The sequence below is a fragment of the Caballeronia choica genome, assembly GCF_001544535.1.
Classification (GTDB): Bacteria; Pseudomonadota; Gammaproteobacteria; order Burkholderiales; family Burkholderiaceae; genus Caballeronia; species Caballeronia choica.
In genome coordinates this window covers 95749-119853 of the sequence record NZ_FCON02000005.1, presented here as the reverse complement: position 1 = coordinate 119853, position 24105 = coordinate 95749, and the positions used below count along the sequence as shown (strand labels likewise).

The following is a 24105-nucleotide window of genomic DNA, read 5'->3' as shown; positions in this document are numbered from 1 at the left end:
GCATCGAATGAGGTCGAACGTGTTTCCGGCAGTCACAGCGCTTCAGCTTCACCACTCGCGGCACGATCGTTCTCAAGATCACGCCGCGGCAGGCCGGCAACCTTCCCCGCAGCTCCCTGCATGCAATGCCCGCGCAACGTCGCGCTCTTCACGAAAAGCGCCGCTGCGTGCCCGAATCAGTCCAGAATCACAGCCTCCGCCTGGTGCCTTCAGCCGATGATCCAGCCAGCGACGTCAGCCGATGATTTCAGCCGCAACCCCAGACGGAATGCGAGCCGAGATCCTCACGGCACCGCGCGGACCTGCTGCCCCGGCCGGCCACCAAGCCGGTCTTCTTCGCCCGAACCGCTTCTCTAAACACGTTGACACCCATGACGAAAGTACTGCGTTTCACCGATTTGATCGCCGAAGGCAAAGTCTCAGGCAAGCGCGTTTTCATCCGCGCCGACCTCAACGTTCCGCAGGACGACCAGGGCAATATTACTGAAGACACGCGCGTTCGCGCCTCGGTGCCGGCGATCCGCGACGCGCTCGAAGCGGGCGCCGCCGTGATGGTCACCTCGCACCTCGGCCGTCCGACGGAAGGCGCGTTCAAGCCGGAAGACTCGCTCGCGCCGGTGGCGAAGCGCCTCTCGGAACTGCTCGGGCGCGACGTGCCGCTGGTGGCGAACTGGGTCGATGGCGTCGAAGTGCAGCCGGGCCACGTCGTGCTGCTCGAAAACTGCCGCTGCAACAAGGGCGAGAAAAAGAACGACGATGCGCTCGCGCAAAAGCTGGCGAAACTCTGCGACATCTACGTGAACGACGCGTTCGGCACCGCGCACCGCGCGGAGGCGACCACGCACGGCATCGCGAAGTACGCGCCGGTTGCATGCGCGGGCCCGTTGCTCGCCGCCGAACTCGACGCGCTCGGCAAGGCGCTCGGCAACCCGAAGCGGCCGCTGGTGGCGATCGTCGCGGGGTCGAAAGTGTCGACCAAGCTCACCATTCTGAAGTCGCTGGCGGCGAAGGTCGACCAGTTGATCGTCGGCGGCGGGATTGCGAATACCTTCATGCTCGCGTCGGGTTTGAAGATCGGCAAGTCGCTCGCGGAAGCCGATCTCCTCGACGAAGCGAAGGCGATCATCGCGGAAGCCCGCGCGCGCGGCGCATCGGTGCCGATTCCGACCGACGTCGTGACGGCGAAGGAATTCGCGGCAACGGCCAAGGCGGAAACGAAGCCGGTCGACCAGGTGACGGACGACGACCTGATCCTCGACATCGGCCCGGACACCGCGAAGGCGCTTGCCGCGCAACTCGAAAAGGCCGGCACGATCGTGTGGAACGGGCCGGTCGGCGTGTTCGAATTCGACCAGTTCGGCAACGGCACGAAGACGCTTGCAGAAGCCATCGCGAATTCCCCGGCGTTCTCGATCGCGGGCGGCGGCGATACGCTCGCGGCCATCGCGAAGTACGACATCCACGACAAGGTCAGCTATATCTCCACCGGGGGCGGCGCGTTCCTGGAATTCCTGGAAGGCAAGAAGCTGCCGGCGGTCGAAGTGCTCGAGTCGCGGGCTTGAGCTTGACGGCTCGCACCAGGCCGGAGAAGAAGGGCGCGCCAGAGGCCGGGCGCGCGCAAGACGCAGCAGTCGATACGGACGCGGTTCTGCTTGCCGCACAGGGCGAAGGCGCCGACCCGGCGCCTTCGCAAGCTCGCGAAGCCGAGGCGTCCGAACCAGCCGCCGACCCCGCGTCGGCACCGGCACTGTCGAACGAGTCGGTGGTGCTGATCGGCGGCACGAACGCCGACGTACTCAAGCAGGACATCCAGAAAGCGACGCCGGGACGACCCGGCGCGTATCAGCGGACGGAGAGCAATACTTCGCTCGCCGCGCAACATGCTCGCAGCGCCGCTTCAGGCGACTCCACCAAGACGAGGAATGACATGCATCGCGCTACCAAGATTGTTGCCACGATCGGCCCCGCTTCCAGCAGCCCCGAAATCCTGCTGCAGATGATGCAGGCCGGCCTCGACGTGGTTCGCTTCAACTTCTCGCACGGCACCGCCGACGACCATCGCCAGCGCGCCGAGTGGGTCCGCGAGGCGGCGCGCAAGGTCGGCCGCGAAGTCGCGCTGATGGCCGACCTGCAAGGCCCGAAGATCCGCGTCGGCAAGTTCGAGAACAACAAGACGATGCTCGTCGCGGGCAATCCGTTCATTCTCGACGCCAACTGCGAACTGGGTAACAACGAACGCTGCGGCCTCGATTACAAGGACCTGCCGCGCGACCTGCGCCCCGGCGACATCCTGCTGCTGAACGACGGCCTGATCGTGCTCGACGTGACGCGCGTGATCGGCGAGGAGATCCACACGACGGTGAAGGTCGGCGGCGAACTGTCGAACAACAAAGGCATCAACCGGCAGGGCGGCGGCCTGACGGCTCCGGCGCTGACCGAAAAGGACATGGAGGACATCAAGACGGCGATGTCGCTCGGCGCGGATTTCGTCGCGGTGTCCTTCCCGAAGAACGCCACCGACATGGAAATGGCGCGGCAACTGGCGAACATCGCGGGCGCCCCCTACGGCATCAAGCCGAAGATGATCGCGAAGATCGAGCGCGCGGAAGCGATTCCGGCGCTGCAGGGCATTCTCGATGCGTCGGACGGCATCATGGTCGCGCGCGGCGACCTGGCGGTCGAAGTCGGCAACGCGGCGGTGCCGGCGCTGCAAAAGCGCATGATCCGCATGGCGCGCGAGTCGAACAAGCTCGTGATCACGGCCACGCAGATGATGGAATCGATGATCCACGCGCCCGTGCCGACGCGCGCGGAAGTCTCGGACGTGGCGAACGCCGTACTCGACGGCACCGACGCCGTGATGCTCTCCGCCGAAACGGCGGCGGGCAAGTATCCGGTGACGACCATCGAGACGATGGCGGCGATCTGTGTCGAAGCGGAGAAGTCGGAGGAGTCGCAGCTCGACAAGGATTTCCTCGACCGCACGTTCACGCGCATCGACCAGTCGATCGCGATGGGCGCGCTCTTCACGGCCTATCACCTCGGCGCGAAGGCGATCGTCGCGCTGACGGAGTCCGGCGCGACCGCGCTCTGGATGTCGCGCCACTGGACCCACGTGCCGATCTTCGCGCTGACGCCGCGTGTCGGCAGCGAGCGGACGATGGCGCTCTACCGCAACGTGACGTCGCTGCATCTCGGCACCAACACCAATACCGACCGCGACACCGCGCTGCATCAGGCGCTGGAAGTGGTCGTGTCGAAGGGCTATGCGGCGCGCGGCGACATGGTGGTGCTCACCGTCGGCGAGCCGATGGGGCAGGCGGGCGGCACCAACACGCTGAAGATCGTGCGCGTCGGCGAGGATTTCTGAGCCGCGTCACGATTGCCGTCTGAGACGGATTTTGCAGCGTCCGCCAAGCGCCGGGATCGACCAGAACGGCGCCGGCGGACGCGAAAAAGGCGTGCCGAAATAGAGAGAAGCGCATGCAAGCGCACGAGAACAGCGCTTGCGTTTCGCTAAAATCTCAAAAAATAAGGCCGTACGCCCAGAATTCGTTTCATCTCATGGAGTATCACAATGCCTCTCGTATCAATGCGTCAATTGCTGGACCACGCAGCCGAACACAGCTACGGACTCCCGGCATTCAACGTAAACAACCTGGAACAAGTGCAGGCGATCATGGCGGCGGCGAACCAGGTCAACGCGCCCGTCATCATGCAGGCGTCCGCCGGCGCGCGTAAGTACGCGGGCGAAGCGTTCCTGCGCCACCTGATCGAAGCGGCCGTCGAGTCGTATCCGCATATTCCCGTCGTGATGCACCAGGATCACGGGCAGTCGCCGGCCGTGTGCATGGCGGCGATCCGAAGCGGCTTCACCAGCGTGATGATGGACGGCTCGCTCGAAGCCGACGGCAAGTCGGTGGCATCGTATGAATACAACGTCGATGTGTCGCGCAAGGTCGTGGAGATGGCGCATTCGATCGGCGTGACGGTGGAAGCGGAACTGGGCGTGCTCGGCTCGCTGGAAACCATGAAGGGCGACAAGGAAGACGGCCACGGCGCCGAAGGCACGATGACGCGCGAGCAATTGCTCACCGACGTCGAGCAGGCCGCCGACTTTGTGAAGCTCACGCAGTGCGACGCCCTGGCGATCGCCATCGGCACGTCGCATGGCGCGTACAAGTTCACGAAGAAGCCGACCGGCGACATTCTCGCCATTCAGCGCATCAAGGAAATCCACCAGCGCATCCCGAACACGCACCTCGTGATGCACGGTTCGTCGTCGGTGCCGCAGAACCTGCTCGGCGAGATCCGCGAATTCGGCGGCGACATGAAGGAAACCTACGGCGTGCCGGTCGAGGAAATCCAGGAAGGCATCAAGAACGGCGTGCGCAAGGTGAATATCGACACCGACCTGCGTCTCGCGATCACCGGTGCGATCCGCCGTTATTTCACGGAAAATCCGTCGAAGTTCGATCCGCGCGACTATCTGAAGCCGGCGCGCGAAGCGGCGAAGAAGATCTGTCTCGAGCGTTACATGCAGTTCGGCTGCGAGGGTCAGGCGGGCAAGATCAAGCCCATCCCGCTCGACAAGATCGCCGAGAAGTACAAGTCCGGCGAACTCGCGCAGATCGTCAAATGATTTTGAGATTGAGCGAGTAAAATCAACGGGTTCCGCCACGGGACCCGTTTGCATTTTATTCGGTTTTGACCCGCCGCCGTTCCTGCCTTTCCGGGGAACGGCGTTTGGCTTTTATTTTTGCGGCATTTTTTCCGGTCGATCACGATGGCTACTCCGCGTTCCACACTCCTCGAATCCACGATCACGTCCTTGCCGCTGCTCGGCCGCGGCAAGGTCCGCGACAACTACGCCGTCGGCCAGGACAAGCTCCTGATCGTCACGACCGACCGTCTGTCGGCGTTCGACGTGATCATGGGCGAACCGATTCCGAACAAGGGCCGCGTGCTCAACCAGATGGCCGACTTCTGGTTCGACAAGCTTTCGCACATCGTGCCGAACCACAATACCGGCATCGATCCGGCCACCGTCGTCGCGGCGGAGGAGGTCGCGCAGGTGCAGGGGCGCGCCGTCGTGGTGAAGCGGCTGGAGCCGATTCTCGTCGAAGCGGTGGTGCGCGGTTATCTCGCGGGCAGCGGCTGGAAGGACTATCAGGCGACGGGCGCGGTGTGCGGCGTCGAATTGCCGCCTGGACTGCAGAACGCGCAAAAGCTGCCCGAGCCGATCTTCACGCCGGCGGCCAAGGCCGAAATGGGCCATCACGACGAAAACATCACCTACGATGAGATGGAACGCCGCATCGGCACCGAACTCTCGGCGACGATCCGCGATATCTCCATCAAGCTATACAAGGAAGCGGCCGAATACGCGGCGACGCGCGGCATCATCATCGCGGACACGAAGTTCGAGTTCGGCCTCGACAATCGCGGCGAGCTGTATCTGATGGACGAAGTGCTGACCGCCGATTCGTCGCGCTTCTGGCCCGCCGACGCGTACCTGGTGGGCACGAACCCGCCGTCGTTCGACAAGCAGTTCGTGCGCGACTGGCTCGAAACGCAGCCGTGGAAGAAGGAGCCGCCCGCGCCGAAGCTGCCGGACGAGGTGATCGCCAAGACCGCCGAGAAGTACGAGGAAGCGCTTCAGCGCCTGACCGGGCAATCGCTCGCGTAACCTGAAACGGGAAACAACCAGATGAGTGAAGCACAGACCGCACATACACACAGCGCGCCGGTCGTCGGGGTGCTGATGGGTTCCAGTTCCGACTGGGACGTGATGAAGCACGCGGTCGCGATCCTGCAGGAATTCGGCGTGCCGTACGAGGCGAAAGTCGTCTCGGCGCACCGCATGCCGGACGAGATGTTCGAATACGCCGAGACCGCCCGCGCGCGCGGCGTCCGTGCGATCATCGCGGGCGCGGGCGGCGCGGCGCATCTGCCCGGCATGCTCGCCGCGAAGACGACGGTGCCGGTGCTCGGCGTGCCGGTGGCGAGCAAGTACCTGAAGGGCGTCGATTCGCTGCATTCGATCGTGCAGATGCCCAAGGGCGTGCCGGTCGCGACGTTCGCGATCGGCGAGGCGGGCGCGGCGAACGCGGCGCTCTTCGCGGTATCGATACTCTCCGGCACGAACGACGAGTACGCCGAACGCCTCGCCGCGTTCCGCGTGCGCCAGAACGAAGCGGCGCACGCGATGGTCTTGCCGCCGCTTTGAGACGCTTTGAGACGTTGTCCCCACGGCTTGCCAAAGCCCTGACCACACCAAGATGAATCCACACAACTCTCCGGTTTCACCCATCCTGCCGGGCGCCTGGCTCGGCATGGTCGGTGGCGGCCAGCTCGGCCGCATGTTCTGCTTCGCGGCGCAGTCGATGGGCTATCGCGTCGCCGTCCTCGATCCGGACGAAGCGAGCCCGGCGGGCGCCGTCGCCGACCGGCACATCCGCGCCGCCTACGACGACAAAACCGCGCTCACCGAACTCGGCCGCCTGTGCGCGGCGGTGTCGACGGAATTCGAGAATGTGCCGGCCGCGAGTCTCGAATTCCTCGCGAACTGCACGTTCGTGAGTCCGGCGGCGAGTTGCGTTGCGATTGCGCAGGATCGCGTGGCCGAGAAGCGCTTTATCTGCGACGCGGGCGTGCCGGTCGCGCCGCACGTCGTGATCGAATCGCCGCAAGCGCTCGCGGCGATCCCCGATGAGAAGATCGCCGCCGTACTGCCGGGCATCCTGAAGACCGCGCGTCTTGGCTACGACGGCAAAGGCCAGATCGGCGTGCGCAACGTCGATGAAGTGCGCACCGCGTATGCGTCGCTGTCCGGCGTGCCGTGCGTGCTCGAAAAGCGCATGCCGCTGAAGTTCGAGGTATCGGTGCTGATCGCGCGCGGCGGCGACGGCAAGTCGGCCGTGTTCCCGCTCGCGCAGAACTCGCACGTCAACGGCATTCTCGCGAAGACCGTCGTGCCCGCGCCCGACGCGTCCGCGTCGCTCGTCGCGCAGGCGCAGGACGCCGCGCTCACGATCGCCGCGAAGCTCGGGTATATCGGCGTGCTGTGCGTGGAGTTCTTCATCCTCGAAGACGGCTCGCTGATCGCCAACGAAATGGCGCCGCGTCCGCACAACTCGGGGCACTACACGGTCGATGCGTGCGCCACCAGCCAGTTCGAGCAGCAGGTTCGCGCGATGACCGGCATGCCGCTCGGCGACACGCGCCAGCATTCGCCGGCCGCGATGCTGAACCTGCTCGGCGATGTCTGGTTCGACGGCAAGAAGTCGCGCACGCCGCCGTGGACCGACGTCGCGGCGATGCCGGCCGCGCGCCTGCATCTGTACGGCAAGGAACAAGCGCGCGCGGGCCGCAAGATGGGCCACATCAACTTCACGGCGGCGACGCTCGAAGAAGCCCGCACGGCGGCGCGCGATTGCGCGCGCATGCTGCATATTCCGCTCGATTGAGCGAGCGCCGATGAGCATCATCTACCCGAGCGCCGCGCTGATCGACGAAGCGGCGGCGCTGCTGGATGCGGGCGAACTCGTCGCGTTTCCGACCGAGACGGTGTACGGACTCGGCGGCGATGCCGAGAATCCCGAGGCCATCGCCCGTATCTACGCCGCGAAGGGGCGGCCGGCGAATCATCCGGTGATCGTGCATCTCGCGCCGCAAGGCGATCCGGCGTATTGGGTGCAGTCGCTTGTCCCCGATGCCGTCAAGCTGATCGACGCCTTTTGGCCCGGCCCGCTCACGTTGATCCTCAAGCGCGCGGCCCATATTCCGGCGGCGGTGAGCGGCGGGCAGGATTCGGTCGGGATTCGTGCGCCGTCGCACCCGGTCGCGCAGCAGCTTTTGTCGGCGTTCAGCGCGCTTCGCGCCGGAAAGGGCGGACACGCCGGCGTGGCGGGGCCGTCGGCGAACCGCTTCGGGCACGTCAGCCCGACCACCGCCCAGCACGTGCGCGACGAGTTCGGCGCGAGCGTCCATGTGCTCGATGGCGGCGCGGCGGACGTCGGCATCGAATCGACGATCCTGGATTTGTCGCGCGGGTTTCCTGCCTTGCTGCGCCCGGGGCACGTGAGCCCGCAGGAAATCGCGGACGTGATCGGCGTCGCGCCGCGTCTGCCCGACGGCACCGATGCCACCGCGCCGCGCGCTTCCGGCACGCTGAAGGCGCACTACGCGCCGCGCACGCCGCTCGCGTTGCTGCCGTTCGCCGCGATCGAGCCGCTGCTCGCGGCGCATGGTTCGGGCGGAAGGAAGATCGCGCTGGTTGCGCGGAAGTCGAGTGCGGGCCGGTGGGCGGACGCGCCGAACGTGCATTTCATCGTAGCGCCGGAAGACCCGCAGACCTACGCACGCGATCTCTACGGGCTGCTCCGCGCGCTGGACCGGGCGAATGTCGAGCGGATTTTGATCGAGAAGCTGCCGGATTCGATCGAATGGATCGCGGTGAACGACCGGCTCGGCCGCGCGGCTGCGGCGTTTGAAGCACACGAATAGAGCCGCGCCGCAGTCGCCTCGTGAAAAGCAAAACGCCCGGTCGCGAGACCGGGCGTTTTGCATTCAAGCGCGTATCAGCCGCGGATCACTTGCCGAGACCCGACGCGGCAATCGCCTTCTCGACGGCTTGTGCGTAGAGCAGATGCAGGTGCGTCGTCGGATGGATGGTGTCCGCGTACATGTACGTCTGGTCCGCGCCCGCGACCGTCAGAGTCTGCGGCGAGCAGAACAGCGAACTGCCGAAAGCCGTCGGGTCCGTCTCGCCGAACTTCGCGGCGGCGGTGACCATCGCCTGGAGATTGCACGCGGTGCCCGTGTTCGACACAGTGAAACCCAGCGACTGGAAGTTTGCCGTGATATTGGCAAGCAGCGGCGGCACGTCGACGTAGACGACCTTGGAAATCAGCCCGGTCTGCGTCAATGCGGTCTTGAGCACGAGGTTGAAGCCGTTCGACGCGTTGCTGAGGGTTACGCCCTTGTCGGCGCTCATCAGGCCCTGCGGCGTGGTGCCGATGTCCGGCACGTTCGATACGACGACGTGCGTCGCGCCGGCTTGCACGACCCGGCCGATGACGGTCGCCAGATCGAGGGCGGCCTGCTGGATCGCAGCCGATGCCGCCGTGGCCGCAGCTTGTGCGGCGGCCGGCGGGATTTGTCCGGCTGCCGCGGCGGCGGCCGCGCCCTGGGCCTGAGCGAGATTGAGCAGGATGTCGTTGGCGCCGCCGTTGATCAGCACGAGCTGGTTCGCGTTGAAGCTGCCGTGTGCGGCGATATAGGTGCTGACCTGGTCGTTGATCGGGATGGTGGTCGCTTGCGAGAACGCGTCGCTCGCCGCGCCGGTCGTCGCGTGGCCGATGCCCGGTTGCAGCTTCACGCGCGAGCCGCCCTGCGCGTAGTCCAGGCCGGCTTGCGGCGTGAGCGGCACGCCGAAGCCGCCGGTCGCGGCGGGTGTCAGCGTGTTGCCGTAATACTGCGCGACGTTCTGCGTGAAGACCAGGCCCGGATTCGTCGTGAAGCGGCCGCCGCCGAAGGCCGGGGTGATGACCGTCGAATACGTGCCGGCGTCCGACAGGCTGTCGCCGAACGCCACGACCTGCAGCTTGATGCCGCCCGGCGGCGTCGAGTTGTTGTTGTCGTCGCTGCCGCCGCCGCACGCGGCGAGCAGTGCGATTGCCGCGCTCGCGGTGGCGATTTGTGCAAAGCGCACCATGGCGCTGCGGACCGTGTAGGACTTGTTCATCGACCTCGTCTCCAATTCTTGGCGAATCTTTTAATGAGTGCCGCGGCTGATGCGCCGCGTTTTTTATCAATTTGCGCCGCGTGCGCAGCGTGCGATAGCTTACCGAATCTTCCCGCCTCCATCAGATGTTTCGAATCGTGCCCGCTTGCGTCCGATCGTGCCGCTTCGGCGCGGTGAAGCGTCGAGTGGCGACGCGAACGTGCGTTCACCCTGCGCGGCGGTTCCGCATGCGTGCATTCACGGTTCAATGAAGGTGCGCGAAATGCGCGTGACGGCCGGCGTCGGATGCCGGCAGGAGCAATCCGGTATCGAATTGCATGATTGTCTTCCTCCATAGAAGCGGTCTGTGCCGCCGTGCCCGACAGCGTACACGGCGAGCGCACGGCGGCGCTCGCTACTTCGTAGAAGGAATATTCGAAGACGCGTACGCCCGTGCTATTCCGCGACGCCCACCTTGCGCGCGCCCTCGTACACCCATTCGAGCAGCGCATCGTGGGCGGCGCGCGCCGCTTCCGCCCGTGGATCGTTGATGAAGCTCACGACGACATAGGTCTCGCCGTTCTCCGAACCCACATAGCCCGCGATGGCCCGCACGTCGCGCAGGGTGCCGGTCTTGATGTGCGCGTTGCCGAGCGCGCCCGCGTTGGTGAGACGGTTGCGCATGGTGCCGTCGACGCCCGCGATCGGCAGCGATTCGGTGAACACCTGCGCGACCGGGCTCGAGTTCGCGGCTTGCAGAAGATCGGCGAGCGAGAGCGCGCTGATGGTTTCGTCGCGCGAGAGGCCGGAGCCGTTGTCGAGCGCGAGGCCCGGCATCGGCAGCGCGCTGCGGCGCAGGAACGACTGGATCGCCTGCGCGGACTTGGCGGTCGTCGCGGGCGGCTTCGCGGTGGCCGCGCCGATGGTGAGGAACAGGTTGCGCGCCATCACGTTGTTGCTGAACTTGTTGATGTCGCGAACGATGTCGGCGAGCACGGGGCTGCGGTGCGTGCCGACGAGCCGCGCGCCCGACGGCGTCGCGCCTTCGCGGGTCGCGCCGTTGAACGTGCCGCCGGTCTGCTTCCACAGCGCCAGAAAGCCGCCGGCGAAGAAGGTGGAATGGTCGAGCGCCGCGACGTTGATCGTGCGCGAGCCACAACGCAGCGGATAGTCGCCGATGAACGACGCCTGCACGAAACCGCCGGTCGTCTGCGCGACGCTTGGCGACGCCGCCGGCAGCGATCCCGCGCATGCGCCGCGCGTCACGCGCAGCTCGTTGTCGATCTGCAGTTGCGCGAGCTGCGGCAGCACGTCGATGGAAACCTGGCCGTCGGGATTCGGTGTCAGCGTGAACGACAACGACTTGAACGCGTACAGCAGCGGGTCGGGGCCGACGTTGTACGGCGCGGAATCGTCGTTGTCGAAGGCGGGGAGATCGCGCGTCGAGGGATCGAAATAGCGCTTGTCGAGCACGAGCGCGCCGTCGATGCCGGTGATGCCGTTGCGGCGAATCTGGTCGACGAGGTCGATCAGTTCTTCCGGCACGAGCTTCGGATCGCCCGTGCCCTGGATGTAGAGGTTGCCGTGCAGCACGCCTTGCGTATCGACTTCGCCGTCGGCGTAGGCGGTCGTCTTCCAGCGATAGTCGGGGCCGAGCAGCGACAGTCCGGCGTAGGTCGTGACGAGCTTCATCGTCGAGGCGGGGAGCATCGGCTGAGTCGCGTTGATCGCGACGAGCGGCACCGGCGCGCCGATGCGCTGCACGACGACGCTCATCGACGACAACGGCACGTGCGCCCGCGCGAGCGCGGCCATCACGGTGGCGGGAAGCGGACCCGAAGGCACCGCGACGCGCTCCTGGCGCTCCGCGTGTTTGCTTTTGACGGCGCCATGCGCGGCGTGCTTGGGCGCCTGCGATTCGGCCTTGGGGCCGCCGCCGCCGCGGGCGTCGGCGGCGGGCGCATAGCCGAGCGTCGCGCTGACGACGACGAGCGCCACGGCGAGCGCGCCCGATGACAAGCGCGCGGTGATACAACGGGAAGAAGCGGAGAACGAGGCAAGCGGCATGAATTCTTCTTCGATGCGAGTAGACAGGCGCGGCGAAAGCGGCTTGCCGTGGCAAGCGCGCTCGAACGAAGCGGCTATTGTAGACAAGCTTCCTTGCTAAATCGTTGCCGTATGTTGCGCACGATCCTGGTCCGCCGCGAGATCGCTTTAAGTCCCGCTTAATCCTTGCGGGAAGCGTCGCGGCTAAAATGGGCCGCACCCTTACGAGAAAGAGCACGCGATGCGAATCCTGCTAGTCGAAGATGATCGGATGATCGCCGAGGGCGTGAGGAAAGCGCTGCGCACCGATGGTTTCGCCGTGGACTGGGTGCAGGACGGCGAAGCGGCGCTGACCGCGGTTGGCGGCGAGCCCTACGACCTGATGCTGCTCGACCTCGGCCTGCCGAAGCGCGACGGCCTCGATGTGCTCAAGAGCCTGCGCGCACGCGGCAACGCGGTGCCGGTGCTGATCGTCACCGCGCGCGATGCGGTTGCCGATCGCGTGAAGGGGCTGGACGCCGGCGCCGACGATTACCTCGTCAAGCCCTTCGATCTCGACGAACTCGGCGCCCGCATGCGCGCGCTGATCCGCCGGCACGTGGGGCGCGGCGAGTCGCTGGTGCGCCACGGCGGACTGACGCTCGATCCCGTCGGCCACCAGGTCACGCTCGACGGCGCGCCGATCGCGCTCTCCGCGCGCGAGTTCGCGCTGCTCGAAGCGTTGATGGCGCGGCCGGGCGCGGTGCTCTCGAAGAGCCAGCTCGAAGAAAAGATCTACGGCTGGGGCGAGGAGATCGGCAGCAATACGGTCGAGGTCTACATCCACTCGCTGCGCAAGAAACTCGGCGCGGACCTGATCCGCAATGTGCGCGGCCTCGGCTACATGGTCGCGAAGGACGCCTGATGCATTCGATTCGCCGCCAGTTGCTCGTCTGGCTGCTAGCGCTCGTGATCGTCGGCGTGGGGTTTGCGGGCTGGTTGATCTACCGGCAGGCGCTCGCCGAAGCCAACGAACTCTTCGACTACCAGTTGCAGCAGATCGCGGCCGCGCTGCCATCGGAGCCGTTTTCGTCGGTGCTCACGTCGCGCAGCGGCAGCGACGAGGGCGTCGTGATCCAGATCTGGAATCGCAATGGCGTGCTGATGTATTACTCGCATCCGCGCGTGCCGCTCGCGCCGCACGCGGAACTTGGCTTTTCCACCGAATTGACGGCGCGCGGCGCATGGCGCGTGTATAGCGCGATCGTCGGCGATAACGTCGTGCAGATCGCCCAGCCGCTCTCGATTCGCAACCGCCTCGCGGCGGGCGTCGCGTGGCGCACGTTGTGGCCGCTCGTGCTGCTGCTGCCGTTTCTCGGGCTGGCGGTGTGGGTGATCGTCGGGCGCGGGCTGGCGCCGTTGCAGCGCGTGACGCGCGCGCTCGACACGCGCCACCCGGAAGCGCTCGAACCTTTGCCCGACACGCGTTTGCCGCAGGAAGTGCGGCCCGTCGTGCGCGCGCTGAACGCGTTGCTCGCGCGGCTCGCAACGGCGCTCGATACGCAAAAGGCCTTCGTCGCCGATGCCGCCCACGAACTGCGCACGCCGCTTGCGGCCGTGCAGATTCAGGCGCAGCTCGTCGCGCGTGCGCAGGACGACGTCTCGCGCAAGGAAGCGCTGTCGGACCTGCAGGCCGGCATCGCGCGCGCGACGCGTCTTGCCGAGCAACTGCTCGCGCTCGCTCGCTCGGAGCCGGATAGCAAGACGCCGATGAAACCTGTCGATCTGCACGCGTTGCTGGACGAATGTGTCGGCAGCAGTGTGCTGCTGGCGCAGCAGCGCGGCGTCGATCTTGGCATCGAGGCGAGCGAAGCCGCGACGATGACGGGCGACCCCGAGTCGCTGCGCGTGATGCTCAACAACCTGATCGACAACGCGACGAAGTACACGCCGGGAGGCGGGCGGGTGGATGTATCGCTGAAGGTGGAGGAGGGACGCGCGGTCGTGCGTATCGCGGATAGCGGGCCGGGCATCCCGGCGGAGGAACGCGAGCGCGTGTTCGACCGGTTCTATCGCGTGGGAGAAGGTGCGAGTCGCGCGCGCACGGATGTGGCGGGGAGCGGGCTCGGGCTTGCGATCGTGCGGCGGATCGCACTCCAGCATGGCGCGAAGGTGGAACTCGGGGAATCGCCGGGCGGTGGGCTGCTCGTTACCGTGAGGTTTTGAGGGACGCGAGTTGTTGCCGCGCGATGCGCGCCTGGGTTGAGCCGCGGGTTGAGCCGCCTGCCCATCGAACGGTGAAACCACCCGCACTCAACCACAGGCGCCAGCGGCTAGAAATCGCCGCCAAGTGCCAGATGCAGGTTCACCCGCTGCACGAGCCGCTCCGTTGCGAGCCGCACCTGCGCGCTTTGTGCGCGATAAAGCTGCAACTGCTGCCCGAGCACGTCGTATTCATCGGCCTTGCCGACCCGCTGCTGAACCTGAGCCAGTTGCACCGAACGCCGATAACCATCGACCTGCCGGCCGATCGTCGCGGACCGCTGCGACAAACTCTGCTCCGCCGCCATCGCGTTCTCGGCTTCGCCGATTGCGGTCAGGATCACGCGGCTGTAATTCGCAAGCGCTTCCTGCTGCGCCTCCGTGCGGATGAGAAAGGTCGTCTGGAGCGTGCCGCCGTCGAAGATCGGCCACGTGAACGTCGCGCCAAGCGGAAACACGGTCTTGTGCACGTTGACGAAGTCGAAGAAATCCTTGTGCAGACGGCCGACACCCGCCGACAGCGTGAGCCGCGGCAAGCGCGCGGCTTTCGCCTCCTGCGCGCCGAAATAGCTGGCGACGAAGCGCTCGCGCGCAGCGACGATATCCGGGCGCCGCTCAAGCAGGTTCGCAGGCACGCCAGCGCTCAGCGGCTCGGGCGATGCCGGCAGGTTCGCCGCCGTTGCCACGCTCGCCGACGGATAGCGTCCGAGCAGCAGTTCGAGGCCGCGCAACGCGGCGTCGCGGCTCTGTTGCACTTGCTGGACGGTTTCGTCGAGCGAGTCGAGTTGCGTCGAGATGAGCACGACGTCCTGCTCGCTCGCTTTACCCACGCGCTTGCGCGTCTGCATGAGCGCGACCTGTTGCGCGGTCGCGGCCCGCGTCTGCTGCGCGAGCGCCAGTTGCTGGCTCGCTTCGGCGCTCGCAAGCCACGCCCGCACGACGGCCGCCGCCAGCGACTGGCGCGCGTACGCGTAGTCGTCCTGCGCCGAACGGTAGAGCGCTTCCGCGCCTTTCTGCTCGGCCCGCGCGCGGCCCCAGAGGTCGAGCTCCCAACTCAGCACGAGGCCGTAGCCGTTGGCATTGAACGACTTGCCCGGCGTCGGCTCGCTCGCGTAGCCTGCGCCGAAGCCGACCGTCGGCAGGAGATCGGCGCTCGCGATCTGCACCTGCAGCCGCGATTGCTCGAGCCGGCTCGCCGCCGCCCGCAGGTCGGGATTGTGGGCGAGCGCCTCGTCGATCAGTTGCTGCACTTCACCCGACTTCGCGAAGCCGAGCCATTCGGGCTGGAAGGCCGCGCGCGCGGTGCTCGCCGCCCACGAGTCGGGCAGCGCCGCGCCGCGCATGGCCTGGTTGTAGGCATCGTCGGCGGCGGGCGGGGTGAGGTTCGCGCAACCCGCGAGAGACAGCGCGAGGCACAGGGACGTCAGCAGAAGCGCTGAATTCATACGCATCGTGTTCGTCCTCATTCCAGTTTGAACACGAGATAGTTGAGCTTGCTGCTCACCCGCACGATCACCTTGCGCACCATGTGCAGCGCCTTCATGTGTTCGGTGTAGATGGCGGCGTCGCCGCGCGCGCCCATCGCGAGATCGAGCGTGTTCATGTGCTCCATGTCGATCTTCACTGCGTACTGCAGCGGGCGCGCGCCATGTTCCGCTTCGGCGGCAGTCGTCGGCAGCGTGCCGCTCGCGTTGAACTGGCCTTGGGCGGTCGCCCAGATGATCGAGTTCACGCGACCCTTCAGGATCTGGCCGGGCCGCGACTTGAGCGAAACTTCCACCTCGTTGCCGGGCGCGACCCTGGTCAACTGGTTCTGGTCGAAGAAAGCGATCACCTGCTGGCTCGTCTCGACAAAGCTCATCACCGGCTTGAGCGGCAACGCTGCGGCGTAGGAGCCCGGGCGCACCTGCAGGTTGATCGCGTAGCCGTCGGCGGGCGCGCGGATCACGGTCTGCTCCAGGTTCCAGCGCGCGGTGGCGAGCTGCGCCTTCAACGCCGCCACCGACGACACGTCGCCGTCGTAAGTCGCACCGATGGAGAGCCGCACCTTCTGCTCTGCCTGCCGGGCGGCGAGCACGGCGGCTTCGTCGCGCTGCACCTCGGCGCGATAGGTCTCGACGTCGTATTGCGTGCCGGCGCCCTTGGCCGCGAGTTCGGTTGCCTGTTTGAGGCGCTGGCGCGCGAGTTGCAGCGGCGCTTCGGCGGCGGCGGTGTTGCTCTGCGCGACCTTCAGGTCGTGGTCGAACTGGTGCGCATCCGCCTGGCCGCCGACGAGTTGTGCCTCCAGTTGGCGAACCTGGAGTTCGAACGGTTCCGGGTCGATTCGCAGCAGGACGTCGCCCTTCTTGACCGGGCGATTGCCTTCGATCGGCACCTCGATCACGCGTCCCGTCACGCGCGGCACGATCTCGACGACGTAGTTGGTCACCCGGACGTCGCCCGTGGAAGGCGCGGTGACGTTGATCGTGAAGACGAGCAGCGTGAGCGCCGCCGCGCCGAACGCGACCACCCCGACTTGCGACTTGATGTTCCAGGGCAGCAGTTTCAGCTTGATGAAGATGAGCCACACCAAAAAAGCGTAGGCACAGGCGAGCAGTTCCAGCATGGTGTTACCCCGCGAAGATGCGTAGAGACGAATTCAAAGGGCCGGAGGAAGCGTGGCCTTCGCGGATGGCTTGGCCTCGACTGCCGCGAGGCGCGATTGAAGGCTGGCGATTTCCCGGCGGAGCGCGTCGGCGTCGACGGCACCGGAAGGCGCGGGTGTCTGTTCTGCCGCTGTGGCTGCCTGCTCGGCGTAGTAGTCGTCGTGCTTGTCACGCCCGTACGCCGCGCGATAGCCGACTGGCTTCGTATAGGCCCACAGCCACGCAAACGGCCAGAGCAGCCCGCCGAACAGCAGCGACATGATGCACAGCACCTTGATCGCTTCCTTTTGCGGATGATGACGTTTCTCGGCGGCGATTTCCGGCAGGATGTGCACCTTCCAGAAAAGCACGACGCCGCCAATCGGAACGAAGATCAGCACGATCGTGGAGATGATGTCCGCCAGCCGGTCTTCGAGGCCGCCCGAAAAGGCGAAGGCGGGTTGCGCGGCAAACAGCGCGATGAGTGCGCCGGTCTTGGCCGCTTGCCGGAGTGCGGCACCATCAGGGGTAGTTTGTTTCATCGCGACTCTTCCAGAATGGGGCGTGAAATTAGCACGCAGTCGCTTTCAGAACGGCGCTTCGCGCACAATCGGTTCAATTCTTCACTAAATATTACGGATGACAGACTAATTGCGACGCACGCGTGGCCGCCGAATCTCGCCCTCCGAGCAACGTTTCGCCGATTAAGACTCTCTTAAGACACGCCCTTTATGCTTCGTTTCAACGTCGCGCGACGCACGCGCACCCCCAGTCAGGACGATAACGATCAGGACGATCAGGAGCACACGATGAATTCGAAGATCATTACCCGCAGCGCAGTTGCAGTGGCCGTCGCGGTTGCGTTGTCGGCGGGCTATGTGGCCGGTCACAACAACGTGCCGGCGCCCCAGGTCATCGCGCCGGCGCAGGCCGCCGCGCTGATGCCGGCCGAAGCCGCCGCGAAAACGGGTATTCCCGACTTCTCCGGGCTCGTCGAAACCTACGGTCCCGCGGTCGTGAACATCAGCGCGAAGCATGTCGTCAAGCAGGCGTCGCGCGGCGGAAATGGCAACAACGGCGGCGCGGCGCAGTTGCCGATCGACCCGAGCGATCCGCTCTATCAGTTCTTCAAGCGCTTCGGCGGCATGCCCGGCTTCGGCGGCGGCAACGGCGCCCCGGGCGCGGATCGTCCGAGCGAAGGTCTCGGTTCCGGCTTCATCGTCAGCAGCGACGGCTACATCCTGACGAACGCGCACGTAGTCGACGGCGCGAACGTCGTCACGGTCAAGCTCACCGACAAGCGCGAGTTCCGCGCGAAGGTCGTCGGCGCCGACAAGCAGTCGGACGTCGCGGTGCTCAAGATCGACGCGAAGAACCTGCCGATCGTCAAGATCGGCGATCCGAACGGCAGCAAGGTCGGCCAGTGGGTCGTCGCGATCGGCTCGCCTTACGGCTTCGACAACACGGTGACGTCGGGCATCATCAGCGCGAAATCGCGCTCGCTGCCGAACGAGAACTACACGCCGTTCATCCAGACCGACGTGCCGGTCAACCCCGGCAACTCGGGCGGCCCGCTCTTCAACCTGCAAGGCGAAGTGATCGGCATCAATTCGATGATCTATTCGCAGACGGGTGGCTTCCAGGGCCTTTCGTTCGCGATCCCGATCAACGAGGCGATCAAGGTGAAGGACGCGCTCGTGAAGACCGGCCACGTCGATCGCGGCCGCCTCGGCGTGACGGTGCAGGGCATGAACCAGACGTTGGCCAATTCGTTCGGCATGAAGACGCCGCAGGGCGCGCTCGTGAGTTCCGTCGAGCCGGGCGGACCGGCCGCGAAGGCAGGGCTGCAGCCGGGCGACGTGATCGTGTCGCTGAACGGCACGCCGGTCGCGGACTCGACCGCGTTGCCGTCGCAGGTCGCCGGGCTCGCGCCGGGCAGCCAGGCGAAGATGCAAGTGTGGCGTGACAAGGGCACCAAGGACCTGACGGTGACGATCGGCGCGCTGGCGGATGCCAAGACGGCAACCGCCAACGGCGACAACGGCGGGGCGTCGGCGCAGGACGCGCGCCTGGGCGTTGCGGTGCGGCCGCTCACGCCGGAGGAAAAGCAGGACAGTTCGCTCTCGCGCGGCCTGATCGTGCAGCAGGCGAGCGGCGCGGCGGCGAACGCGGGCATCCAGCCCGGCGACGTGATCCTCGCGGTGAACGGCCAGCCGGTGACGAGCGTGCAGCAGTTGAAATCGATGGTGGCGCACGCCGGCGACAGCCTCGCGCTCCTGATCCAGCGCGACGACGCGCAGATCTTCGTGCCGGTCGACCTGGGCTGAACGCGGCGTGCTTCTGACCGACCGGGCACGAAGTATGCGGGGCAGGTGCCTGGTGCCCCATCGCGTCGGAGCGACGCATCGGGCGTGATTCCGGTTAAGCCCGCGGACAAGCGGACACAAGGAGCGGACCCAATGACGATCAGGACCAGGAGCAGCCGCACGACGACGATGGCGGCCGCGGTAGCGGCAATCGTGGCGCTCGGCACGGCCGGCGGCGCGTGGGCGCAGGCGTCGACCACCGATACCAGCGACATGAGCAGCGCGGGCAACACGAACGGCGGCGGGCTGCCGCAGGTTCAGCAGCAAGGCAGCGTCTCGTACACCTCGGGCGGCGTCGGTCTCGACGAATCGAAGGCGCTGTTGCGCGAACAGTCGCGCTGGCCGCTTTCGTTGCGCTTTACGGGGCCGACCGCGGACTATCTATCCGGCGTCCACGTGAGGATCGTGGATGGGAAAAACGGCGAGGTGCTCGGCACCGAGGCGATGGGGCCTTACATGCTCGTGAAGCTGCCGCCGGGCCAGTACACCGTGTACGCGAAGTACAAGGACCAGGAACAGCACCGTGCAGTGAGCGTCTCGGGCCCCGGCAGGGCGAAAGTCGCTTTCCACTGGAGCATTCAGTGAGCGCTTAGCGAGGCGCAGCCGGCGCCGGCCGCGCAAAAAGTCTTCGTCAAGGGAGCGAAAGCGCCCACACAGCCGGCCGGAGTTTGCTCATAATGAAGCCACGGGCATCGTCTTGGTCCGTGGCTTTTTTTGTGCGCGCAGTATCGGCATGAAACTGGCACGAAGTTGGAAGGCGGCCTCGCGTTTTCTCCTCAGCCGAACCGGGAGGGCATCGATGAATACCGACACGCATCAATCCGCGCATCGCATCGAGATCACGCCGAACGGCCGTCGCTGCCGGGTGATCCATCAGGGCGTCACCTACGCGGACACCCATGCGTCGCTGACGCTAGCGGAAACCGGCCTGCCACCCGTGCATTATTTCCCCCGCGCCGACGTGAACATGGCGCGTCTCGAACGCTCGATCCATACCTCGCATTGCCCGTTCAAGGGCGACGCCACCTATTACCATCTGCTGACCGAAGACGGTCCGGTCGAAAACGCCGCCTGGAGCTACGAACAACCCATCGAGGGTGCTGCGCAAATCAAGGGTTACCTTGCGTTTTATGCATCGCGCGTCGATCGTATCGACGAGACTTCCTGATTTACCAACGCCGCAAGAAAAACAAACGAGTGCAATCTTTGCCTGGGAGGCTCAGATGGAAGTCACCGATGCGTTGCGTGTTCCGCTCGACCCGGCGCACGTCCGGGAAGCGCTTGGCGACCTGGCGTTGCTGCGCGCGAGTCTCGACAACTGTGAATCGTTCGCGCGCTTGCCCGGCGGCGAATACGCGCTCACGATGATCGTGCCGCTCGGCGCGTTGCGTGCGCGCTACGAGATCCGCGCGCACACGGCCGGCCGCACGAGGCAGGCGGCGCACGCGGAAGGCGAACCGGACGCGGCCTCTCCCGCCGGTGCATCCAGTTCCTCCTCCGACAACTACGCCCGCACGCTCAGCTTCAAGGCGCGCGGCGAAGGCGTCGGGTCGTTGCGCGGGCAGATTGCCGTCGCGCTCAATCCGGACGCCACCAGCGAATCGACGTGGGTCGAATACACCGTCTGGGCGACCGTTTCGGGTCCGCTCGCCGGCTTGCCGTCGCGGCAGATCGAAAACTCGCTGCGCGAAGTGGCCGACGATTTCTTCTCCGAGTTCTGCGAAGTCGTGCGTGCGAAGCACGGCTTGCCGTCGATTCGGGCGCAGCAGGAAGCCAGTTCGCGGCGTCATGTGTTTCTGCGGCCGAGCACGATGTCGGCGGCATTTTCGCGGCGCGCGGGCAATCCGCCGCGCCAGCTTCGCGCGCCGGCCGCCGATGCCGCGAGCGGTGTGCTGCATCACCGGCTGCCGGGGCATGGGCTGGGACGTCACGACCGCGACCATTCGGACGATCCGCATCCGCTCGGCTTGCCCGGCTGGGCGTGGGCGACGATGCTTGTCTGCATCGCGTTGTTCGCGTTCTTTGCGCAGCGGGTGGGGTTGCAGTAGGCGCTTGCCGCTCCGCTAGACCGCTCGAAACTCCCGCCGATATGGCGACGTAGAACGCTCGTGGCTTGCGAGAATGGGTTCCGTCCACAGCCATTCCGAAGGAGCCAGACCATGTCCCGCCGTGCGCTGATCGTAATCGATGTACAGAATGAATACGTCACCGGCAACCTGCCAATCGAATATCCCGATGTAAACGTGTCGCTCGCCAATGTCGGCCGGGCGATCGACGCCGCTAACCGGCATGGCGTGCCGGTCGTCGTCGTGCAGAACGTGGCGCCCGCCGCGTCGCCGCTTTTTGCGCGCGGATCGGACGGTGCCGCACTGCACGAGGTGGTCGCGACCCGGCCGCGCGCGCATCTGATCGAAAAATCGATGCCGAGCGCCTTCGCCGGCACCGATCTCGCCGCCTGGCTCGCGCAACATGACATCGACACGATCGTGATCGCGGGGTACATGACCCACAACTGCGACGATTCGACGGTGAAGCACGCGGTGCACGCCGGTTTGTCGGTGGAATTCCTCGCCGACGCGACCGGCGCCGTGCCTTATGAAAACCGTGCGGGCAGGGCGAGCGCGGAAGAGATCCATCGCGTATTCACGGTGGTGATGCAGTCGCGCTTCGCGGCCGTGCTGACGACCGACGAATGGCTCGCCGCGCTCGATACCGGCGCACCGCCCGCGCGCGACACGATCTACGCGTCGAACCAGAAGGCGCGTTCAGCTCGCGCGGTGGGTTGAGCGCAGCGCCGGGCTGAAGCGCAGCGAGTCGAAACAGGCGTCGAGGAGGCGCTCGGCGTCGCGATCGAGATCGACGCCTTCGGGCAGCATCAGCGAGTCGTGCAGAATCCCCGTGAACAGCGCGTGCAGGAGCGTCGTGGCGAGCCGCGTGTCGAGCGTGGCGGGCAGTTGCCCCTGCTCGATCGCGTTGAAAAGACCGCGCTCGATCCTCTCGATGCCCTCGCGCATGTTGTTCTGGTGCCGCTCGCGCACCGGACCCATCTCTTCGACGAACTCGCACTTGAGAAAGAGGATGTCGAAAACCCGCCGGCGCTGCTCGTCGAGCGCGATATTGCGCATGCACCAGATAAAGATGTCGCGCATCCGGCCGAGCGGGTCGGGTTCCTTCGTATCGAGCGAGGCCTCCACGAGTTCGTCGAGCGGCAGCAGGCTGCGATCGAACATCGCGGTGAAAAGATCGCCCTTGTTGGCGAAGTGCCAGTAGATCGCGCCGCGCGTCACGCCGGCCTCATGCGCGATGTCGGCAAGCGACGTGCGCGATACACCCTTCTCGAAAAATACGCGCTCGGCGGCGTCGAGGATTCGATTGCGCGTCTCGAGCGCTTCTTCCTTGGTTCGTCTGACCATATCTTGCGGCTTAGCCGTCATCTCCTGCTTACTTCTGCTCCTGCTTCGTTGCTGGCGCAACCGCAGCCATGTCGAATGTTTGTCGAGAGTAATCGATGCCGCGGAGACGAATCCGCTCGCACGCCCCGTCCCGGACATCGGTCGTCACTTTAACATTCGTTCATGAATGTATATACAATACCCTCCGTCGATCGATGGCCCAGGCAGCATCGACCGGTTAATATCCGACACAGCTTTCAATTTGTACGCCCGTCAAGGCCGTCCCTCCGGCCAGCGCCGCACAGCGCCGCGCGCGGGCATCTGAATGACAAGTCGGCGAACCGGTCGCATCAGCGCCTGCCGGCTGTAGGTCAGCGTCGTCGAGACGCTCGTGCGCGGCCTGCCCGTAGAAGGCGGCCGCGCACTTATTTCAAACTCAGTCTTAGACAGAGGTCGCTTCCATGCGCGTCGAACGGGTTCCATTCCGCTTAATCAGTGCCGCGACGGCTGCCATCATCCTTGCAGCCTGCGGACAAAAACAATCGGCGCCTCCGCCGCAGACGCCCGAAGTCGGCGTCATCACCGTCCAGACCACCTCAGTGCCCGTCACGGCCGATTTGCCGGGCCGCACGAACTCGTTCCTGAACGCACAGGTGCGTGCGCGAGTCGACGGCATCGTGCTGCGCCGCGACTTCATCGAAGGCTCCGATGTGAAGGTCGGCCAGCGTCTTTACAAGATCGACCCGGCGCCGTACATCGCCGCGCTGAATAACGCGAAGGCATCGCTCGCGAAGGCGCAGGCGAACGTCGTCACGCAGAACGCGCTGGTCGCACGCTACAAGGTGCTCGTCGCGGCGAACGCGGTGAGCAAGCAGGACTACGACAACGCCGTCGCCGCGCAAGGCCAGGCGGTCGCGGATGTTGCGGCCGGCCGCGCCGCCGTCGATACCGCGCAGATCAACGTCGGCTATACGGACGTCGTCTCGCCGATCACCGGCCGCACCGGTCTCTCGCAAGTGACGCCGGGCGCCTACGTGCAGGCGAGCGCGGCGACCCTGCTGACCACCGTGCAGCAACTCGATCCGGTGTACGTGGATCTGACGCAATCGAGCGTCGATGGCCTGAAGCTGCGCCGCCAGATCCAGGAAGGGCGCCTGCAGACCAACGGCATCAACGCGGCGAAGGTGACGCTCGTGCTCGAGGACGGCCGCGTGTATCCGGAAGCCGGCAAGCTCCAGTTCTCCGACGTGAGCGTCGACCAGGGCACGGGATCGGTCACGGTCCGCGCGATCTTCCCGAACAAGGACCGCGTGCTTCTGCCGGGCATGTTCGTGCGCGCGCGCATCGAGGAAGGCGTGAACGACCGCGCGATCGTCGTGCCGCAGATCGGCGTGACGCACGACCAGAAGGGGCAGGCGGTGGCGCTCGTGGTCGGCCAGGGCGACAAGGTCGAACTGCGCCCGCTCGTCACGTCGGGCACGTTCGGCAGCAACTGGGTGGTCGACAGCGGCCTGAATCCCGGCGACCGCGTGATCCTGAACGGCGTCGAAAAAGCGAAGCCCGGCATGACGGTGAAGCCGGTCGCAGCTCAATTGCCCGCGCAGCCGGCGTCGAGTGCGCAGGCCTCCGGCGCTGCGCCCGCCGCGCCCGCCGCGAGCGGTGTGAGCGCTGCGTCAGGCGCTGTCGCCGCGTCCGCCGCGAAATAACAG

The 24105-nt window shown here is 66.0% G+C and carries 21 protein-coding genes; 15 read left to right on the top strand and 6 right to left on the bottom strand.

Annotation, left to right across the window (positions count from 1 at the left end; genetic code table 11):
- Window positions 1–371: 371 nt before the first annotated feature.
- The 7 genes from AWB68_RS03870 to AWB68_RS03840 all read left to right on the top strand — a co-directional run bounded on the left by AWB68_RS03870 (window position 372) and on the right by AWB68_RS03840 (window position 8508).
- Window positions 372–1562, top strand: coding sequence for a phosphoglycerate kinase (locus tag AWB68_RS03870; RefSeq protein WP_087643038.1), 1191 nt, complete (start codon window positions 372–374; stop codon window positions 1560–1562).
- Between the two features lie 365 nt (window positions 1563–1927).
- Window positions 1928–3370 (top strand): pyruvate kinase, encoded by a 1443-nt coding sequence (pyk, locus tag AWB68_RS03865; RefSeq protein WP_087643064.1) that lies wholly within the window; start codon window positions 1928–1930, stop codon window positions 3368–3370.
- A gap of 207 nt (window positions 3371–3577) precedes the next feature.
- The gene (gene fba / locus AWB68_RS03860) at window positions 3578–4642 is read left to right on the top strand and encodes a class II fructose-bisphosphate aldolase (RefSeq protein WP_087643037.1); all 1065 of its coding nucleotides are present in this window, start codon (window positions 3578–3580) and stop codon (window positions 4640–4642) included.
- 144 nt (window positions 4643–4786) lie between these two features.
- Window positions 4787–5689, top strand: coding sequence for a phosphoribosylaminoimidazolesuccinocarboxamide synthase (locus AWB68_RS03855; RefSeq protein ID WP_087643036.1), 903 nt, complete (start codon window positions 4787–4789; stop codon window positions 5687–5689).
- Window positions 5690–5710: 21 nt separating this feature from the next.
- Window positions 5711–6229: a 5-(carboxyamino)imidazole ribonucleotide mutase gene (gene purE, locus AWB68_RS03850; protein ID WP_087643035.1), complete on the top strand. Its 519-nt coding sequence runs from the start codon at window positions 5711–5713 to the stop codon at window positions 6227–6229.
- 52 nt (window positions 6230–6281) lie between these two features.
- The gene (locus AWB68_RS03845) at window positions 6282–7469 is read left to right on the top strand and encodes a 5-(carboxyamino)imidazole ribonucleotide synthase (RefSeq protein ID WP_087643034.1); all 1188 of its coding nucleotides are present in this window, start codon (window positions 6282–6284) and stop codon (window positions 7467–7469) included.
- Window positions 7470–7479: 10 nt separating this feature from the next.
- Window positions 7480–8508: an L-threonylcarbamoyladenylate synthase gene (locus AWB68_RS03840; protein ID WP_087643033.1), complete on the top strand. Its 1029-nt coding sequence runs from the start codon at window positions 7480–7482 to the stop codon at window positions 8506–8508.
- Between the two features lie 85 nt (window positions 8509–8593).
- Here the strand turns inward: AWB68_RS03840 and AWB68_RS03835 are convergent, their stop codons facing one another.
- Window positions 8594–9748: an SGNH/GDSL hydrolase family protein gene (locus AWB68_RS03835; protein ID WP_087643032.1), complete on the bottom strand. Its 1155-nt coding sequence runs from the start codon at window positions 9746–9748 to the stop codon at window positions 8594–8596.
- Window positions 9749–10183: 435 nt separating this feature from the next.
- Window positions 10184–11794, bottom strand: a complete 1611-nt coding sequence (dacB, locus tag AWB68_RS03825; protein WP_125482862.1) for a D-alanyl-D-alanine carboxypeptidase/D-alanyl-D-alanine endopeptidase — start codon at window positions 11792–11794, stop codon at window positions 10184–10186.
- A 220-nt stretch (window positions 11795–12014) separates the two neighbouring features.
- On the opposite strand from dacB, the gene AWB68_RS03820 reads away from it, so the two are divergent.
- Together AWB68_RS03820 and AWB68_RS03815 are read left to right on the top strand one after the other, a co-directional pair.
- Window positions 12015–12677: a response regulator gene (locus AWB68_RS03820; RefSeq protein WP_087643030.1), complete on the top strand. Its 663-nt coding sequence runs from the start codon at window positions 12015–12017 to the stop codon at window positions 12675–12677.
- The gene (locus tag AWB68_RS03815) at window positions 12677–13978 is read left to right on the top strand and encodes an ATP-binding protein (RefSeq protein WP_087643029.1); all 1302 of its coding nucleotides are present in this window, start codon (window positions 12677–12679) and stop codon (window positions 13976–13978) included. The genes AWB68_RS03820 and AWB68_RS03815 overlap by 1 nt, the downstream gene beginning before the upstream one ends.
- Before the next feature lie 107 nt (window positions 13979–14085).
- Here the strand turns inward: AWB68_RS03815 and AWB68_RS03810 are convergent, their stop codons facing one another.
- Genes AWB68_RS03810 through AWB68_RS03800 form a run of 3 tightly spaced genes read right to left on the bottom strand, consistent with a single transcriptional unit; the run spans window position 14086 to window position 17180 of the window.
- Complete coding sequence (locus AWB68_RS03810; RefSeq protein WP_160109953.1) at window positions 14086–15459, bottom strand: efflux transporter outer membrane subunit; 1374 nt, start codon at window positions 15457–15459, stop codon at window positions 14086–14088.
- Window positions 15460–15476: 17 nt separating this feature from the next.
- A complete protein-coding gene (locus AWB68_RS03805; protein ID WP_087643027.1) occupies window positions 15477–16619 on the bottom strand; it encodes an HlyD family secretion protein in 1143 nt (380 codons plus the stop codon).
- Window positions 16620–16652: 33 nt separating this feature from the next.
- Entirely contained in the window at window positions 16653–17180 is a 528-nt protein-coding gene (locus AWB68_RS03800) for a DUF3302 domain-containing protein (RefSeq protein WP_087643026.1), read from the bottom strand.
- 267 nt (window positions 17181–17447) lie between these two features.
- Here AWB68_RS03800 and AWB68_RS03795 point away from each other — a divergent pair, with 267 nt between their 5' ends.
- From AWB68_RS03795 to AWB68_RS03775, 5 genes are all read left to right on the top strand, one after another.
- Window positions 17448–18965, top strand: a complete 1518-nt coding sequence (locus AWB68_RS03795; RefSeq protein ID WP_087643062.1) for a DegQ family serine endoprotease — start codon at window positions 17448–17450, stop codon at window positions 18963–18965.
- Window positions 18966–19103: 138 nt separating this feature from the next.
- On the top strand, window positions 19104–19589 hold the full coding sequence (locus AWB68_RS03790; protein ID WP_087643061.1) for a hypothetical protein: 486 nt from the start codon (window positions 19104–19106) through the stop codon (window positions 19587–19589).
- A gap of 214 nt (window positions 19590–19803) precedes the next feature.
- Window positions 19804–20172, top strand: a complete 369-nt coding sequence (locus AWB68_RS03785; protein ID WP_087643025.1) for a DUF427 domain-containing protein — start codon at window positions 19804–19806, stop codon at window positions 20170–20172.
- A gap of 55 nt (window positions 20173–20227) precedes the next feature.
- On the top strand, window positions 20228–21052 hold the full coding sequence (locus tag AWB68_RS03780; RefSeq protein WP_087643024.1) for an SRPBCC family protein: 825 nt from the start codon (window positions 20228–20230) through the stop codon (window positions 21050–21052).
- A gap of 111 nt (window positions 21053–21163) precedes the next feature.
- On the top strand, window positions 21164–21790 hold the full coding sequence (locus AWB68_RS03775) for a cysteine hydrolase family protein (protein ID WP_087643023.1): 627 nt from the start codon (window positions 21164–21166) through the stop codon (window positions 21788–21790).
- Here the strand turns inward: AWB68_RS03775 and AWB68_RS03770 are convergent.
- A complete protein-coding gene (locus tag AWB68_RS03770; RefSeq protein WP_087643022.1) occupies window positions 21770–22417 on the bottom strand; it encodes a TetR family transcriptional regulator in 648 nt (215 codons plus the stop codon). The two genes, AWB68_RS03775 and AWB68_RS03770, sit on opposite strands and share 21 nt — an antisense overlap.
- A 440-nt stretch (window positions 22418–22857) precedes the next feature.
- Here AWB68_RS03770 and AWB68_RS03765 point away from each other — a divergent pair, with 440 nt between their 5' ends.
- Window positions 22858–24102: an efflux RND transporter periplasmic adaptor subunit gene (locus tag AWB68_RS03765; RefSeq protein WP_087643021.1), complete on the top strand. Its 1245-nt coding sequence runs from the start codon at window positions 22858–22860 to the stop codon at window positions 24100–24102.
- Window positions 24103–24105 lie beyond the last annotated feature (3 nt).